This window comes from Winogradskyella sp. MIT101101 (genome assembly GCF_047126865.1).
Taxonomy (GTDB): Bacteria; Bacteroidota; Bacteroidia; order Flavobacteriales; family Flavobacteriaceae; genus Winogradskyella; species Winogradskyella ouciana.
In genome coordinates this window covers 1,787,131-1,804,665 of sequence record NZ_CP138982.1, presented here as the reverse complement: position 1 = coordinate 1,804,665, position 17,535 = coordinate 1,787,131, and the positions used below count along the sequence as shown (strand labels likewise).

The 17,535-nt window shown below is 32.4% G+C and carries 14 protein-coding genes and 1 tRNA gene; 4 read left to right on the top strand and 11 right to left on the bottom strand.

Annotated features, from left to right (window positions below; translation table 11 throughout):
* Window positions 1-12 precede the first annotated feature (12 nt).
* The 3 genes from pth to SIB89_RS08200 all read right to left on the bottom strand — a co-directional run bounded on the left by pth (window position 13) and on the right by SIB89_RS08200 (window position 2,538).
* Complete coding sequence (gene pth / locus SIB89_RS08210; protein WP_412561857.1) at window positions 13-645, bottom strand: aminoacyl-tRNA hydrolase; 633 nt, start codon at window positions 643-645, stop codon at window positions 13-15.
* Between the two features lie 75 nt (window positions 646-720).
* A complete protein-coding gene (locus SIB89_RS08205) occupies window positions 721-1,389 on the bottom strand; it encodes a 50S ribosomal protein L25/general stress protein Ctc (RefSeq protein ID WP_273289225.1) in 669 nt (222 codons plus the stop codon).
* 207 nt (window positions 1,390-1,596) lie between these two features.
* Entirely contained in the window at window positions 1,597-2,538 is a 942-nt protein-coding gene (locus tag SIB89_RS08200) for a ribose-phosphate pyrophosphokinase (RefSeq protein WP_155088869.1), read from the bottom strand.
* Window positions 2,539-2,681: 143 nt separating this feature from the next.
* Between SIB89_RS08200 and SIB89_RS08195 the strand changes: the two genes are divergently transcribed.
* Window positions 2,682-2,763, top strand: a tRNA-Leu gene (locus tag SIB89_RS08195).
* A 319-nt stretch (window positions 2,764-3,082) separates the two neighbouring features.
* Here SIB89_RS08195 and SIB89_RS08190 read toward each other — a convergent pair.
* Window positions 3,083-4,180, bottom strand: a complete 1,098-nt coding sequence (locus SIB89_RS08190; protein WP_412561856.1) for a helix-turn-helix domain-containing protein — start codon at window positions 4,178-4,180, stop codon at window positions 3,083-3,085.
* Window positions 4,181-4,745: 565 nt separating this feature from the next.
* Between SIB89_RS08190 and SIB89_RS08185 the strand changes: the two genes are divergently transcribed.
* From SIB89_RS08185 to SIB89_RS08175, 3 genes are read left to right on the top strand one after another with little or no spacing between them, the layout of a single operon-like run.
* Window positions 4,746-5,408 carry a multiubiquitin domain-containing protein gene (locus tag SIB89_RS08185; protein WP_412561855.1) on the top strand — a complete coding sequence of 221 codons (663 nt, stop codon included), beginning with the start codon at window positions 4,746-4,748 and terminating at the stop codon, window positions 5,406-5,408.
* Window positions 5,383-6,561: a ThiF family adenylyltransferase gene (locus SIB89_RS08180; RefSeq protein WP_412561854.1), complete on the top strand. Its 1,179-nt coding sequence runs from the start codon at window positions 5,383-5,385 to the stop codon at window positions 6,559-6,561. Before SIB89_RS08185 ends, SIB89_RS08180 begins: the two co-directional genes overlap by 26 nt.
* On the top strand, window positions 6,545-6,982 hold the full coding sequence (locus SIB89_RS08175; RefSeq protein WP_412561853.1) for a DUF6527 family protein: 438 nt from the start codon (window positions 6,545-6,547) through the stop codon (window positions 6,980-6,982). Before SIB89_RS08180 ends, SIB89_RS08175 begins: the two co-directional genes overlap by 17 nt.
* Window positions 6,983-7,012: 30 nt before the next feature.
* Here the strand turns inward: SIB89_RS08175 and SIB89_RS08170 are convergent, their stop codons facing one another.
* The 7 genes from SIB89_RS08170 to SIB89_RS08140 all read right to left on the bottom strand — a co-directional run bounded on the left by SIB89_RS08170 (window position 7,013) and on the right by SIB89_RS08140 (window position 17,387).
* The gene (locus tag SIB89_RS08170; protein ID WP_412561852.1) at window positions 7,013-8,275 is read right to left on the bottom strand and encodes a hypothetical protein; all 1,263 of its coding nucleotides are present in this window, start codon (window positions 8,273-8,275) and stop codon (window positions 7,013-7,015) included.
* Window positions 8,276-8,281: 6 nt separating this feature from the next.
* A complete protein-coding gene (locus SIB89_RS08165) occupies window positions 8,282-11,293 on the bottom strand; it encodes a type I restriction endonuclease subunit R (RefSeq protein WP_412561851.1) in 3,012 nt (1,003 codons plus the stop codon).
* Between the two features lie 81 nt (window positions 11,294-11,374).
* Window positions 11,375-12,955 carry an RNA-binding domain-containing protein gene (locus tag SIB89_RS08160; RefSeq protein WP_412561850.1) on the bottom strand — a complete coding sequence of 527 codons (1,581 nt, stop codon included), beginning with the start codon at window positions 12,953-12,955 and terminating at the stop codon, window positions 11,375-11,377.
* 4 nt (window positions 12,956-12,959) lie between these two features.
* Window positions 12,960-14,300, bottom strand: coding sequence for a restriction endonuclease subunit S (locus SIB89_RS08155; protein WP_412561849.1), 1,341 nt, complete (start codon window positions 14,298-14,300; stop codon window positions 12,960-12,962).
* Complete coding sequence (locus tag SIB89_RS08150; protein WP_412561848.1) at window positions 14,300-15,232, bottom strand: DUF4268 domain-containing protein; 933 nt, start codon at window positions 15,230-15,232, stop codon at window positions 14,300-14,302. Before SIB89_RS08150 ends, SIB89_RS08155 begins: the two co-directional genes overlap by 1 nt.
* A complete protein-coding gene (locus SIB89_RS08145) occupies window positions 15,229-15,639 on the bottom strand; it encodes a hypothetical protein (protein ID WP_412561847.1) in 411 nt (136 codons plus the stop codon). Before SIB89_RS08145 ends, SIB89_RS08150 begins: the two co-directional genes overlap by 4 nt.
* Window positions 15,639-17,387, bottom strand: coding sequence for a type I restriction-modification system subunit M (locus SIB89_RS08140; protein WP_412561846.1), 1,749 nt, complete (start codon window positions 17,385-17,387; stop codon window positions 15,639-15,641). Before SIB89_RS08140 ends, SIB89_RS08145 begins: the two co-directional genes overlap by 1 nt.
* Window positions 17,388-17,535: the final 148 nt, after the last annotated feature.

Sequence of the window (17,535 nt, the reverse complement as noted above, 5' to 3'; positions counted from 1 at the left end):
TTGCGGTCTTTTTTATTTTCCATTAAATTGGTTCATGGTAATGTTTACGCCTGCCAGAGCAAAGGATTTTATGAGTTCAACAGATGTTTTTAAACGTTCATTGAGCTTCGCGTTTTCTTCATCACCCCATTCACCTAAAACATAATCTACCTGTCTTCCTTTACTAAAAGCATCACTTATACCAAACCTAAAACGATTGTATTTAGTGGTCTGTAATTTATCTTGTATATCCTTGAGACCATTGTGCCCACCATCACTACCTTTTGTTTTTAACCGTAAAGTACCAAAAGGTAAATTGAGATCATCGGTAATAACGAGTAGATTTTCTAATGGAATTTTTTCTTTTTCTAACCAATATTTTACGGATTTTCCACTTAGATTCATATAGGTACTTGGTTTTAGAAGAATCAGAGTTCTCCCTTTAACTTTTATAGTAGAAACATCACCTAGCTTTAATGTTTCAAAAGAAATATCTTCTTTATCAGCCAGGTAATCTAAAATCTTAAAACCAATGTTATGTCTGGTATTACTATATTTTTCACCAATATTACCTAAACCAACAATTAAGAATTTTTTCATGTTGTCTACTTCATTTTGCTCAATAGTATTGCTAAAACCAAGCCATTTTTTTAAAAACCTAAACATCTTGTTCTATTTGTGTAAAAATAAAAAAAGCATCCTGATACAGAATGCTTTTTAAATATTTGAAAAAATATTGATTTATTCTTTTGCTTCTTCCGCAGCAGGCGTATCTGCTCCTCCTTCTGCAGTTGCAGCTCCTTCTTCTCCTTCAACTCCTTCTTCCTCTTCTTCTTCCTCATCCACTTCATCAACAATGGCCAATCTACTACGTCTTACTTGACATACAACTGTATTGTCTGGGTGAATTAAATCGTAATCATCGTTCTTTAAGTCGCCAATGTAAACTTTGTCTCCAATTTTTAGAGGTGTAATATCTATCTCTATAAAATCTGGTAATTTAGAAGGAATAGCTTTTACTCTTAATCTTCTGTAAGGCATTCTTAAGTTTCCTCCATTCAGCACTCCTTTTGAAACACCTTCTGTTTTTACAGGAATTTCCATGGTGATGGTCTTGTTTTCATAGATTTCATAAAAATCTATATGAAGAATTCTGTCTGTTACAGGATGAAACTGAATGTCTTGCATTACAGCATTAAAAGTGTCTCCGTTATCTAGTTTTATCACAACCGTATGCGCATTTGGTGTGTATACGAGTTTCGAAAACGCTAGTTCTGGCGCTGTAAAATGCACTGGCTTAGCTTCTCCTCCGTATAATACGCAAGGAACCTGACCAGCATTACGTAGGGCTTTTGTTGACGTTTTGCCCACGCTTTCTCTTTGAGATCCATTGATTGTAATTGATTTCATTTTAGAAATTTTAATTTATATTATTAATTACCTCATTTTGAGGGTTTGTCCTCTCTAAGCAGATCCTGCGTTAGAGGGCTGCAAATTTAAAAAAATAATACGGAAATACTAGCTTTCTTTTGCTATTTTTTAAACTTTAGAAATAATAGCAAGAAAAAATAACTTTTAAACGGATAATGGTTGAGTTGAGTACTTTAAAAAAACCGTTTACATCACAAACTTATTACTAATGGATTTGTTGTGATGCACATTATACATGACTTCTGCAAACAATTCAGCACAATTTAAAACCCTTAATTTTTTACTTTCTTGTTTTAGAGGAATAGAATTAGTAACGATTAACTCTTCAAGTTTGGAGTTTTCTAATCTTTCGTAAGCACTACCAGATAAAATAGGATGTGTACATATTGCCCTTACACTTTTAGCTCCACGTTCCATCATTAAATCTGCGGCTTTGGTAAGCGTGCCAGCAGTATCCACCATATCATCTACCAAAACCACATTTTTACCTGTAACATCTCCAATGAGTTCCATGTGTGAGATAACGTTGGCTTTTGCACGTTGCTTATAACAAATAACAACATCACTTTTTAATGCTTTAGAATAAGCGTAGGCACGTTTAGAACCTCCCATGTCTGGTGATGCAACTGTTAGGTTATCTAAGTTAAGACTTTTTAAATATGGTAAAAATATAGTGGAAGCGTATAAATGATCTACAGGCTTTTCGAAAAAGCCTTGTATCTGATCCGCATGCAAATCCATTGTAATGATACGAGTAGCACCAGCAGCTTCAAGCATTTTTGCTACTAATTTAGCAGCGATTGGCACTCTTGGTTTGTCTTTTCTGTCTTGTCTTGCCCATCCGAAATAAGGCATCACAGCTGTAATATGTCTTGCAGATGCACGTTTGGCAGCATCTATCATTAAAAGCATTTCCATAAGGTTTTGCGGACCTGGATGTGTAGAACCGATGATGAAAATTCGAGTTCCTCTGATAGATTCTTCATAAGAGGGTTGAAACTCACCATCACTATATGTGGATGTTATAACTTTACCTAATTTGACTCCATAGGCGTCAGCAATTTGTTCTGCTAAATCTTTACTTTGGGTACATGGAAAAACCTTGGCTTCTATGGTATTATTCGGCATTGCGATGAGTAATTAAAAAGAGTTGTTAGTTGTGTTTTTAGCTAGGGTCAAATTTAGGAAAATTATTTGCTAGGGAATATATAAAACCTAGTATTTTTAGTTGGTTAGCGAAAAATATTTTCTATTTTTGCTGTCCAAAATTTGCTCAAGTGGCGGAATTGGTAGACGCGCTGGATTCAAAATCCAGTTTCTTCGGAAGTGTGGGTTCGATTCCCACCTTGAGTACGCTAATAATCCTTTAATTGATTGATAATAAATCTTTTAGAGGATTATTTTTTTATACAATCCCCACATGTTCCCCAAAATAAAAGATTTTATGATATTTTGAAAGCCTTGTAGTGTTTGGCTTTAGAGTTAATTGAAGCTTTAGCAAGTTATAATAAAAAATCTTATCTATCAAAGAAAATTTTATTCTTTGGGACTCCTACCGTTTTCTGCATCAGAATTATCACTAATTGTAATAATCAATAGGGGTTGGGGGATAAAAAAAAGACACCCCTGCCCCAAAACAAGGAGGTGATGTCTTTCATTTTGTATGTAATGGTTAATCTACCTCAAGTTTATTTAGAGCAGTTATTACAGACCTTTTTCTGTAATATTCGTTGTATTCAAAACATACTCTCCCTCTAACAATACCTGCGTGTATTTTATGTCTTTTAGAAAAATCTAAAATAATATCATCAGTAAACTCTTCATTTAGAGTTATAAAATCACTCCAAAGATTTTGTTCTATTAGATTATTTCTTGCATAGTTATCAGCCTCAAACTCTACAATTTCTGTATTGGAGCTATTTATAAAGAATTCCTCGTCTCGATATTGGGGTTTGTCAGGATTAGTTAAATGTTCAAAAACATGACCTAATTCATGGAACAACGTAAAAGCAAAATTATCCAGACGTTTATATTTTAGAGATAAAACAATTGCAGGATTCTCTCCTGACATAAATGACTTTCCATCAACTGGAGTTTGAGGAGGTCTGTTTAATGTAAAAAACTTTATTCCGAACTTATTTAAAATTGTTCTTGTTTTGTTGATTACATCTTGGTTGCTGTAAAAGCATTTTTTCAACTCTTTTAACAACAGTTGTTCATTTGAACGCTTAAAGCTAGGAACTGTTTCTTGATTTGCTTTATATTTAGCAATAAGAGACCAAGCGACTACATTGTACTTGTTTTCAGAAAATTTTGAGGATTTTCTAAAGTAGGTAGGATTAAATTCACTCACTCTTTTTTCAAGACTTTTGTAATCTTCCACACCATAAACTCTATAAATTTTATCAATATCATCTGATGTATTGACTCCAATATTTTGTTTTTTAAAGAAGTTTAATGGAACAATCCCACTCTCTTCAATATCATTCCATTCTTTTATTGATTTTGTTTTCTTAATTACATCTTCATCATTGTGAGCTTGATATAAGTTAAATTTCATTTGTTCCATTAGCCAATAATTAGCATCCTCAAATCCTGCTGATTCAAGTGCTATAGCTATATGAACATTAATATTCCTATTACCTTTTAATATATTGTTGAGCAAAGAATGAGCTACGTCAATTCTTGAGGCTAGGTCTCGTTGGCTTAAACTTCTTTCATTCAACATATTATCAAGTGTAATACCTGGGTGAATGACTTTGTTTCGCATAAAAGGGTTTAGATTTAAAAAGTGTACAAATATAGTTATTAACTTCTTATTATCAATAATATGTTAATAACTTTATTTGAATTAATTGATAAAAGTTAAAAACTTTATATAACAGTATAACGAATCTATTTTAAAAATATTGTAAGTTTGTTTTAGAATCAATTAAAAATATTAATATAAAATAAAGTTTAACAAAATTGTTATCACTAAAAATTTACTTAACTGATTTTTTTAGTATATTTGTAGATGTATAATTTTAAATATTAAGCTGACATGAAATAAAAAAATCCAATTTGTTGTTGGAGCAACAGATTGGATTTAAGATTATCTAGGAATTTTTTTTAGTCTGGTAAACTAATCTTCAAAAGGCTTGTCACCTAAATTGAAGCGTTCCTTATGTTTTTATTTTGTTCTACGAAAGTAACATCTTTTTAGGATTTATACAATTGTTTTAACAAAATATTTTACCTGAGCAGTACATAGCCCATGCTGTTTTAAAGAAAATGGGGTGTTAAAGAGCTATCTATTTTGATGGCATTTTGTAAAACAATAAATTTTAAAACAGATGATTTATTTATTTAAAATTAATAATCAGAAATTCGAGTCCGACGAATCAAAAAAAACAGGACGTGAATTATTAACTATTGCTAATTTGACTCCTGTAGAGGATTTTGAGTTACTATACAAAATCAACGAGAAGGGCTTCGAGCCAATTCAACTTGATGAGATAGTTGACCTCAAAACAGCAGGTATTGAAGGCTTCAAGGCAAAACCTTATAGAAAGCTGAAAATAAAAGTTGATGATAAGCAGTACGAAGTTGAAGAGTGCTTTATGACTCCTTTAGAAATAATGGAAGTAGCAGGTATTAATCCTGACCGATTCTATCTAAAAGAGATTCGGAAAGGAAATGTAGAGGTTTCTTATAAGGATGATGTAGAACATAAGATAGCTATAACAAAAACATCATGTTTTGTGAGCTGTGAACGAGAAGAGATTAAATGCGTTATTGTAAATGCCAGAGAAAAGGCATGGAGCAATGAAAAAATCTCTTTCGATGATGTTGTAAAACTTGCTTATGGAGAAGTTTCAACTAATCCTAATGTGATTTATACAATAAATTACAAGCGAGGTGTACCTAGTAAGCCAGAAGGAAGTATGGTTAAAGGTGAAGTGATATATGTTAAAAATAAAATGATTTTCAATGTCACACAAACTAATAGATCATAGTCCAGATGTCAAAAAACTTCGTGACAATGGTTACGAAGTAGAAGTAATTGGGAATTACTTATTGATGCATAGTGTTCCTTATTTGAACGCTAATAAAGAAGTAGTAAAAGGCACGTTGGTTAGCAACGTGTCTATTGCTAACAATCAAGTTACAAAGCCTAATACACATGTAATTCATTTTGCAGGTGAATTTCCTTGTAACATTGATGGAACTATAATTCGTCAGTTACAGCATTCGAGCCGAACTACGAATTTAACTGATAGGATTGTTGTAAACCATTCATTTTCAAATAAACCTGCAAATGGTTATCAGAATTACTATGATAAAATGGTGCAGTATGCTGAAATAATTTCAGCACCTGCCAGAAATATTGACCCTAGTGCTACTGCTCGAACATATAAAGTTATTGAGTCATTGGATGAGGAGTCTGTATTAAATTATAGTGACACAAATTCTTCAAAAGCTGAAATTGAAGCTATTAACCAGAAGTTGTCAGGGCTTAAAATTGGCATTATAGGTCTTGGAGGTACAGGTTCTTACATATTAGATTTCATAGCAAAAACTTATGTAGGCGAAATACACTTGTATGATGGTGATAAGTTTTTACAACATAATGCTTTTAGAGCACCTGGTGCACCTTCGTTGGAAGAACTCAATGAATCCGTTTTAAAGATAGATTATCTTTATAATATTTATTCTAAAATGCACAAGCATATTATAACTCATGGTTTGTTTATAAATGAATCTAATGTAGGTATGCTTAAAGATTTGGATTTTGTATTTGTTTGTATTGACAAAAGTGAAATCAAAGAATTAATATTTAAAAAACTGGAAGATGAAGGGGTCGAATTTATTGATACAGGAATTGGAGTGGAACGAGTTGATGATTCCTTAATAGGAATGATTAGGACTACTACGAGTACTAAAAATAAAAGAGACCATGTTTGGAATGGATGTATTTCATTTGCTGATGAAGAAAATGAAGAGTATGCTTCCAATATCCAAATTGCTCCTTTGAACTGTTTAAATGCAACGTTTGCTGTAATTAAGTTTTACAAGCGTTATGGTGTTTTAAATGACCTTGAGAATGAGCATCACAGCACTTATTCGATTAATGTTAATCAATTAGTAAGTGATGAGATTTCAGCATAAGTTCGTTGACTTTATACCAGATATAATTGAAGAAGGTATTCTGTACATTTCTTTAGATTATGGTACTGTGATTCATAAATGTGCCTGTGGTTGTGGAAGTGAAGTTAATACGCCCTTAACTCCTACAGGATGGAAAATGATTTATAATGGAGAAGCAATCAGTTTAAAACCATCGGTTGGTAACTGGAGTTTTGATTGTAAATCTCATTATTGGATTACTAACAACGAGGTTGAATGGTCATTAAAATGGTCTGACAAAACAATACGTGAAGTCAGAGCAGTTGAAGATTCTGAAAGAGAAGAGTATTATAGGAATAAAGACTCGCAAAATTTAGAGGAGGGGTTAAGTGATTCTGTTGAATTATCTAAACCTGAACCTAGAAAGAAGAGTTGGTTTCAGAAGCTCTTATTTTGGAATTAGTTTATAAGCCCTAGTTGAAAGACTAGGGTTTTATATTTTGTCAATTAATGATTTATCAGGAGTCTGCTTAATAAGCTTTGCACCTAATTTATTTGCAAATGCCACAACTTTATCTGAAGGATAAGGGTCAATAATTACGGTTTCTTTGTTTCTGAAATCAAAATTATTTAAAATAAATTCATTTATTTTAGAATCTCTACATCCATATCCTACAATGATAAGCCTATCAGATTTTGTTAGGTTAGATTTAAAATGATTAAAAACTTTTTTATAATACCCTTCATCATTATACCTTAATATTTTAGATGATGTACCAGACAAGAAATCAGCATAATAGTTTGTGAAATCATTCTCATAATTGAATTCCCCATCTCCTTTCTGTACTTCTTTGTAGAGATTTGAAATGTTAACACCTTTCTTTATTTTTATATATTCCTTTGGGCTACCATCTTGATGCCTAAAAGGAAATTGGTCAATACTACCATGAAGTTTATACAGTCTATATCTAGTATCATATCGATTGGTAAAACAGGACAGTCTTATCATAATATTATCTTGCATTCGTGCATAAAACTTTGAGCCTAATTCCTCGAAGCCAGTTGAGAGTTCACCATTTATCCAATCGGTATGGTTAAACGTCTCAAACAAAATATCATGGTTTAATGTGTGAATGTGAACAATAGAAGTTTTGCCTGTTTGCTCTAAAAATTGAAGAAATCCAGTATATTCGCTTGGCAAAGGCTTCATTTGATGAATTGGCTTATGAAAATTTTGCCCATGCTTATCAACTAGTAAAACTTGAATTAATTGATTTATTAACTTAATTGTAGTGTCGATTAATCTCCTGTCATTATACTCCAAAGAGTTTTCATCCTGATTTATATTAAATTTCTCCCTAAATTCATTAGCGATTTTTTTGAAATCTTCTCTTTTTGCCAGTTTTGGATTTACTAGGAAATCATAAAATTCTTCATAATCAAAAACCTTATTCTCTTTAAGAAATAAGGCTATTAATTCTTTTATAAAAAATTTGTTTTTTGCATCTGCATAAAACCAATTTGGGTCATCTACAGTAGCAGGTAAGTTAAAGAGGTTACCTTCGCTATTTATTGAGTAATTGTCAGGATTAATATTTTGTATTTGACTATTAAGTTCACTTGCCGTAGGATAGCCATGATTAACTGAGAACCCTGCACCAAGTAGAAAACTTGTGTGCTTTGTTGGGGTTTTCTCTTCTTCTTTGAAAAACTCAAAGTCTGGCATCTCTATCCAATCTGATTTATCATTAGTCATAGACAATTACTCATTCAATCGTTTATAAACTTTCTTCAACATATAATTCCTTACAATCATACCAAAATCCTTATCATCCATCATTTTAGAGAAGATGTCTTGATTTTGTTCCATTCTACCAATAAGCTTATCCATAAAAGCATCTTCAAAGCCAAATTTAAAGTTGTCTAACGTATTGTTTTGAGCTTGTTCAGATAGTTTGCTATCAGCTACTAGTTCTTCTTCTATTTGGTCAAAAAACAACTTATCAGCCTCTGTAAACTCTGTCCCAAATTTTGTATTGAGTACGTTTATGATTTCAGATAGTGCTTCTTTTTCTTCTTTAGTAGCTCTAATTCCTGATTCTGTTAGACCATCTAATCCATATTCACCTATACTCTCAAGCACTAAATTTTGTTCAGCAATTTTTTGAAGTCTATAATATTCCAATGAAACTTCATCCCCTAGCTTAAACCTATCACGCTGATTTTTACGTGGCAATTTCTTTAAAAGGAATCTACTGTAAGTGAATAGCTTTTCTAAATCCACATCCGTAAAAGGCATGATTTGAGTTAAAAACGAATAGGTTCTAGTAAACGATTGTAGGGCATGTTTGAAATTGTCTTGAGTGGTTTCAGTTCCTATTACATCTTCTTTTGAGTTCTCTTCTGGAAGCTGTTTATAGCGTTCAACAGCAGGGTCTATAAATGCGTTTAGTTTGGCTTGTTGCTTTACATTTAAAGCATTCATGGATTTAAAATAGACATTGCAGAAATTATCAACTTCTGAATGCCAGATTACTTGAGCTTTTTCAATTTCATTTTTCAAATCATATAAATGATTTGGGTCTGTATTGGACTCAATAGTTGTTAATTCATAATAGGGTTGGAATGAACTTACAATGTCCTGCACTTCATTAGTAAAATCTAAAATAAAAGTATCTTCTTTTCCTGCATACATTCTATTCAGTCTTGAAAGTGTTTGTACGCATTTTACCCCTGACAATTTTTTATCCACATACATAGTATGCAATAATGGTTGGTCAAATCCTGTTTGGTACTTGTCAGCCACTAAAAGTAATTGATATTCGCTAGTAGCAAATTTTTTAGGAAGTTCTTTTTCTTTAAACCCATTAAGTTCAACTTCTGTAACACCTTCTGGGTAGGTGTCATAAATAACTTTTCCAGAGAATGCTACCAATGTTTTTACATCCGTATAGCCTTTATCTTTAATGTATTTGTCAAACTCTTCTTTATAACGTACAGCATGAAGCCTAGAACTGGTTACAACCATTGCTTTAGCTTTACCTCCAATCTTTTTTGAAACTACTTGCCTAAAATGCTCAATTATTACTTCTGTTTTTTGAGCTAAATTATGTGGATGCAAAGAAAGGAATCGACCTATTGCTCTTGATGCTTGTTTTTTGTTGACCTTTGGGTCTTCCACAATTTCTTTTGAGAGCCTAAAATAAGTTTTGTAAGTCGTATAATTTTGAAGCACATCCAAAATAAATCCTTCTTCTATAGCTTGTTTCATGCTATATAAGTGAAAAGGTTTTGGTGTTCCATCAATATTAGGTGTTCCAAATACTTCAACAGTTTTGGCTTTTGGAGTAGCAGTAAAGGCAAAGAAACTTAAATTGTCTTGTTTGCCTCTGGCTTCCATAGACTTTCTAATTTCATCTTCTGCATCATCATCTAAACCAGAATCTAATTCAAGGTCTTGAGCTTCTTCTAATGTTTTTGCAGATAAAACCTCCTTCATCTTTTTAGTAGCTTCACCACCTTGAGAGGAGTGAGCTTCATCAATAATAACAGCATATTTTCTTGTTGGTAATTCCCCAATTTTATCAAGAATGAATGGAAACTTTTGAAGCGTTGTGATGATTATGTTAGAACCTGCTGTTAAAGCATCTGCTAATTGTTGAGAGTTCTTATCAATCTTTTGAACTACGCCTTGTTTATGCTCAAATTGATAAATGGTATTTTGTAATTGACTATCTAAAACCCTACGGTCTGTAATTACAATTACGGAATCAAAAATACGCTCATTACTGGCATTGTGTAAACTGGATAATCGGTAAGATAACCAAGCAATAGAATTGGATTTTCCTGAACCTGCCGAATGTTGAATTAAGTAGTTTTTACCTGCTCCATTGCTTTTAGCATTTTTGGTTAACTCTCTAACCACATCTAATTGATGGTATCGAGGGAAAATCATGGTTTCTTTTTTCCTTTTTACTCCATTTAGCTCATACTCTTCAACATGCAAATGAAGGAACTTACCAATAATATCCATGAAGCTATCTTTAGCCCAAACATATTTCCAAAGGTAATCCGTTCTATACCCATCTTTGTTTGGTGGATTTCCTGCTCCATTATTAAACCCTAAATTAAAAGGTAAATAGCGAGTGGCTTTAGCATTTAGTTTAGTGGTCATGTAGCATTCATCCGTATCTACAGCAAAATGCACTAAAGCTCTCTTTTTAAATGCAAATATTGGTTCGGTTGGCTCTCTGTCAAAAACATACTGTTTTTTGGCATTGTTAACATCTTGACCAGAAAACTGATTTTTAAGCTCTATGGTGGCAATTGGTAGTCCATTTAAACTCAATACCATATCTAAAGAGTTATTGCCATTACGCTCGTAATAAAGCTGTCTGGTAACGCTTAAATGATTTTTTTGGTATAATACCTTATCATCTTCGTTAAGTGTGGTTTCAGGCTTAAAATAGCCCATTTTAAACTTAACGCCATAATCTGTAAATCCATTTCTAACAACATCAAGAGTTCCTCTTAAATCCAATTCTCGAATTAAACGTTGAACAACTTTGGTTTCTACATCCTCTTTATGGATATTATTTAATTTATCCCAAGCTTTAGGTTGAGAGTCTTTAAGAAAATTAGTTATATATGTGGGAAATAAACCTAATTGAGCATCAAAGTCTTTAGATAGTCCTTTTGCATAACCACCTTCTTCTAAAAGCGATGCTTCAATAGCTTCTTCAAATGTTAGTTCAGTATGAATACCTTTTGCCATAGTATGTCTTATCTTAATTACTCACCTAGTTACTACCTTAGTTACTACCTTAGTTACCATCTTAGTTACTACCTTAGTTACCTAGTTAGTTACTTCATCATTTTTATCTCTATTTTTAATAGATGCAAGAACACTCTTTCCAATATTGGTAGTTACATATTTTTGATTTTGACTAGTTGGTTTATCAGGAATAGTCAATTCAATCAGATTTAAAACTACAAGAGGTTCAATATGTGTGCTAAAGTTTTTAGTTTGATTAGAAAGCCCTAGACATTCTTCTAAAATCTCTTTTCTTTTTTGAGGTTTGAGAGTAAAGTTTAAAACTTCAATTTGTTCTTTAGTTAGTTTATTTGCTTGGTCAGTAACTTGGTCAGTAACTTGGTCAGTAACTTGGTCATTCTCTTGGTCGTCAAATTCAGGATGAATAGGAATCTCAATTAAAAAATGAGTTCTTTGAGGTTCATTAGTATCAAATGTAGGACTACCAGAACCATTATCTTTTAAAGCTTTTACAATAGTAGGGATACCAGTTCCTCTACCTTCAGTAAGTCTTAATTCTTTTAAAAATTCTCCAATACGTCTATTCCTGTAACGTCTAGCTCTAACAATGCCTTTGTCAAAATCTTCTTGTTTTAAAGAAGGGTCAGCACCATTGTAACTAATAATCTCAATAGCATCAGGAAGTATTCTCACTTCAATAGGGTCTTGAAGCTCATAATTCCTATGATAAACAGCATTAGATAAAGCCTCCTCAATAGCATTAAATGGATAATTAAAAACCCTATCGGAAGCTTCTTTATCAGGATGTTTAATTACTTTCTCTTTAATTACATTGGTTTTTATATAGGAGAGAGCATCTACTAATTGCTTTTGTATTGCCCCTTGAAAAATCTTTTCGGTAAATTCTTTTCCTGCAACGCCATTTGGAAACTCTACAACATCTATTTGAACACCTTTAAAATATTTCTCTGGATGGTTTGAAAACATGAGTAAGCCCACATTTTTAGGAAACAAATGTTCATTTGCTCCTTGAGATAAGTTCATTTTTTCAGCAAGTTCCTCTACGGTCATTTTATTGCTTTCCTCTAATAGCCTACTTTTTGTTTTCTCAAGATGTTCTCGCATAAGTGAAGAACTCATGTCATTTACACTAGCTTGTGTATTGACCCTATCATCAAAAGGGATTTTGGCTGTAAGTTGCAACAATTCAGCTTCTTGCTCTGGGTTTGGAACAATACTGTTGGAGTTAAAACGAATGCGATAGTTATAGGTTTTATGTTTCGCTAAAACATCATCTGGCACTTTGTACGGTCTGTTACTACCTGCTGTAATCCAAATAACCAAAACATGTTTGCCGTCAATAGCCTCTAAAGATGTACGAGGCATGTAGTGAGGTTGCATAAGATTGCATAAACCTATTAATTTCTTTTCTACAGCTTCTAAATCGTTTGGAGGAAAGCCAAAAACAGGGCGTATTGGTTTGCCATCTACTTCATCTACACCTACAATAATATAACCACTACCTTCATTCTCAAAATCGTTAGCAAAAGCACATACAGAACGCATAATGGGTTTAGGATTCCATCCTTTTTTAAACTCCATACGTGTGCCTTCCACCACGTTTCCAGATAATAAATCTTCTATGCTAACTAATATGCTCATATTGCTAATTTAACACTTCTTCTCTAACATCAATTTTACCAGTAACTACATCACTAATTAATGTGGTTTTGTATTCTTTTAAAAGTTCTATTTCTTTTGAAACCTGACTTATGGTTTTGTCAATTTCAAATCTTTTCTTTTCAACAAATTCAATAATTTTATTTTGCTCACCAATTGGAGGTAGAATACAAATGCTATTCATAATGTCCGACATATAAACTCCACTTTGAGCACTTGTTTTAGCTAAACTTTTTAAAACATTTTGATACATATCAGACTCAACATATATTTTATAATATTTAGGGTTAGCTTTTTTAATATAGAACCTAATAAATGTTACACTTCTTTGGAAAGCCAAAGATTCTTCTTTATCATAAACAAAAACTCTTCCTATTGTTCCCACACATGTTAGTAATAAATCATTCTTTTGAGGAAAACCATTTTTCACAATTTCTTGATAACTCTCTTCAGAAATATAGCTTTCATTTTTAGTAATTTTAATGCCATCATTATAGACATTTTTTGCACTTAAAAAAGGTCTGCCTTTAGGAACTCTTACGAATGTCCCATGAGTACCATCTTTTATTCTTTTAATTATCCTTTTGAATAAAATTACATCCCAATGCTCTGGAATTTCACCCAACCAATCAATACCAGAATCTTTCATAGATACATCTGGATTTAATCCTTTGGTTACTGCTTGGTTTATAATGGCTGTAAGCTCTTCTTCTAAAAGTTGAATAAGTTGCTTTTTTTTAGAAATTAACTTATCTAAACTTTTTGTTTTTTGAATGAGGTATTTATTGATTCTAACCTGTTCCTCTAATGTAGGGCAAGTAAACTTAAACTCGTTAAAAACGTTTTGATAAAGATGTTGAATTGTAGAACCAGATTTATTGTAATCATAAAACGATTTAAAAACGTCAGATTCTAAAACCCAATATAGATATTCCGATTTATAATCATCAGTTTTAGGTCTTGTTACAAATACACCACTATTGAGTGTTGCCATTTTTGGTATATCTTTTACAACAGCTATTTTTCCAATAGTGCCATCTTTTGTTATTAACAAATCACCTTCCTTTAATTGTATAAATGGGTCTTCATCATATCTTTCTTTTGGAATTTGATAACATGTTTCCCATTTTATTTTTCCTTTTTTAAAGTCTGTTCCAGTAACAACAAAGCTATCACTCTCTTCAAGAAATTCATCAGACCTTAAACCTTTCCAACCTATACGACCTTTCACATAAGTAGTATGTTTAATTCTTTTTAATTGCCAAGAAACTGGAATTTCACCAATCCACTCAACACCAGAATCTTTATATGTTTCGTAACGCCTCATTAATAATATTTAGAAAATTCTTTAGCCATTTTTTCAGCCTTTTCAAGTAACCAACTAAAATAGGTTTCCCATTCATCTTCATTGTTTAGGTCGGCATGTCTTCCAATGGTAATTCTTGAAGCTAATTTACCTTCCAATTCATGCCATTCTAAAGAAAAGCCTAAACCTTCTTCTATAGCTTCCTTGTTTAGTAAGAATTTTTCAAAAAGTTCAGGAGATTTTGATATGTAAATGCTAGAAGCAATTGCATTATCTCTGGTGCTTACTGTTAATGCAATGTGTGCTTCGGAAGTTCCAAAACTGATATTGTACCAATGCTGTGCTCTTGCTTTTCTACCTATTCTTAAACTGGTATTGTTGGCTTTAGCAAAGTCCTTAAATTGCTTCCAAAAGTCTAGCTGACTTAATTTAGTGTCGGTTAACTCTTTAGTTGTAGTTGTGCTATCCTGTAAGGCTTTTGCCCAGTCATTAGGCTCAACTATAATATGAAATTTAGGAGCAAAAGGTGAATCGCCAATTTGCCATAACTCCATACGAATTAAGAAGAAACTTAAATCTGCCGAAGTGTTATTGTTTAGCCACTCCATAGCTTTTTGGTGTTCCTCTCTTACTTCTTTAACAATCCAAATAATAATACTTGCATTATAGCCAGAGGCATAAGTAATAATTTGTCCTAAATGCTTGTGGTCTGTGTATTCTAATTGGTTTTCAATAATGACTTTACGTTCTGAATCTTCATCGGTAGCCACTAAATCTACATTGTATCGTCCAATAGCCTCCTCTGGTCTTACATTGATTAACGAAACGCCAATTTCATCACTTAATAATTGAATATTCTCTTCTTGGGCTAACCATTGTGTAAAGTCAAGAGCTTCGTGTGCCCAATACTCTCTTAAATTGACTTTGTTTAATTTTCCTAGCTTTCTATTCATTCTAATAAACTTCTTAAAAATTTAGCTCGGTCTTGAAAGAATAACTTGTATTGTTCATCATTAAAGACATCACTTTTATCATTATTACAAAAATAACAAGCCAATACACAGTTGTCCTTTGAGTATTTTTCTTTAGGCATTTTACGGTCTATCTCCAACCAATAACCTCTATTGACTCCCTGTTTAAAATTACCATATTTAGGGAATCTGTTAGAAGTTAAAATGCCTTTATGCACAATCTCTTGACATTCTTGTTCTGAAATTCCACAATAAAAACATTGCTTTTCTATATTTCTGTACCAATTATAAAAAGCATTAAAAGAATCAAATTCTCTATTTCCTTTCTTTCCATAAAACCAACTTTTTAATTGACTTTCTTTTTTGATTCTATATTTCCATTCTGCCATTATTTTATCACTTCTTTAATTAAACCATCGGTTTGTTCTTCTAAAGCTAAAATGTCAGCTCTAATTTCCTCTAAAGACCTTAATGGTTTATATTCATAAAAGTATTTTGTAAAGTTGATTTCGTAACCAATTTTGGTTTTCTTTTCATCGACCCAAGCATCAGGCACATGAGGCAATACTTCTCGTTTCATATAGCTTGTAACATCTTCTTTTAAGGGAATATTTTCGGTGTCTCTTAAACTGCTATCTGGTTTTGGGTTGCCACTACGGTCTGTTACTACTTTGCCATTTTCTTTAAGAGGTCTTTCAACAGTTACTTTAGAGTAGCCAAAATCTTCATTGTCAAAAATTTTGCAATATTTACTTTCTTTAAAATTGCCATAAAGCTCTGTGATTTCCTTAATGTGGTCATCACTCAACTCATTGCGTTTATCACCTAAAGATTTACTCATTTTTTTATAGAAGTCAATAGCATTAACCAGTTGTACTTTGCCTTTACGTTCAGTAGTTTTATGGTTGCTAATTATCCAGATGTAGGTACTTATGCCAGTATTGTAAAATAATTGATTAGGAAGTGCTATAATGGCTTCTAAAAGGTCGTTTTCAATTATCCATTGGCGAATAGAGCTTTCATTCTTTTTACTACTAGGTGAACCAGAAAATAATGGAGAACCATTAAAAACGATTGCCAAACGAGAACCACCTTTTTTTGGGTCTTGCATTTTGCTGATAAGGTTCATTAAAAACAAGAAAGAACCATCACTTACAGAAGGTAATCCTGCTCCATAACGTCCACCATGACCAAGCTCATTATGTTCGTCTTTTACTTCTTTTTCAACCTTTTTCCACTTGACTCCAAAAGGAGGGTTTGTAATTAAGTAATCGAACTTATGATTAATAAACTGGTCGCCCTTTAATTTGGTGTCTGTAATACGTTTTAAACTATTAGCATGTTTGATGTTTGAAGGGTTTTGCCCTTTAATTAGCATATCAGATTTACAGATAGCATAAGATTCTGGGTTTAGCTCTTGACCAAACACCTCCAAACGAGCCTCTGGATTCAGTTCAGCTAAATACTCTTCGGCTACAGATAACATGCCTCCAGTTCCTGCACAACAGTCAAAAATGGTTTTTACAATACCTTTTTGGGTAAGAATTTCTCTATCGTTCATAAACAATAGGTTCACCATTAAACGAATTACCTCTCTAGGTGTAAAGTGTTCCCCTGCTGTTTCGTTAGAGATTTCAGCAAACTTCCTAATAAGCTCTTCAAACATATAACCCATTTCCATACTGGAAATTTTATTAGGATGTAAATCGACCTCTTGGAAGCGTTTTAAGACCATAAACAACAAATTAGCATCATCTAGCTTGGTAATTTGGTTATCGAACTCAAACTGCTCAATAATCTCTCTGGCATCCTCTGAAAAACCATTAATATAATTTCTCAAGTTAGAAGCAATATTATTTGGGTCTGCAATAAGCTTATTAAAGTCGAATTGGCTTTTATTATGAAAGTTATAACCTGCTTCTTTATTTAGGATTGGGTCAAGATTTTGAATGTTCATGGTCTTAACCTGGTTGTACTTTTTAAGTACGTTTGCTTTGGTGTTTTCTAAAACGCAATCTAAACGCCTTAAAACGGTTAAAGGCAAAACAACCTTACCATAATCACTTTGTTTGTAATCACCTCTTAAAAGGTCTGCAATAGACCAAATAAAGTTAGCTGACTCTTTTATGTTTGTCATAAATCTTTTTAAAATATATGTTTAATTAACTTGGGAGAGAATTAGGGATAAATATAGTAAAGTTGGTTTTAAAAGGAAATGATTTGGGGTAATAAAGATGAAAATGATTACTTCAAAATCAATTTTGATAGCTCCTCAAAAATTTGCG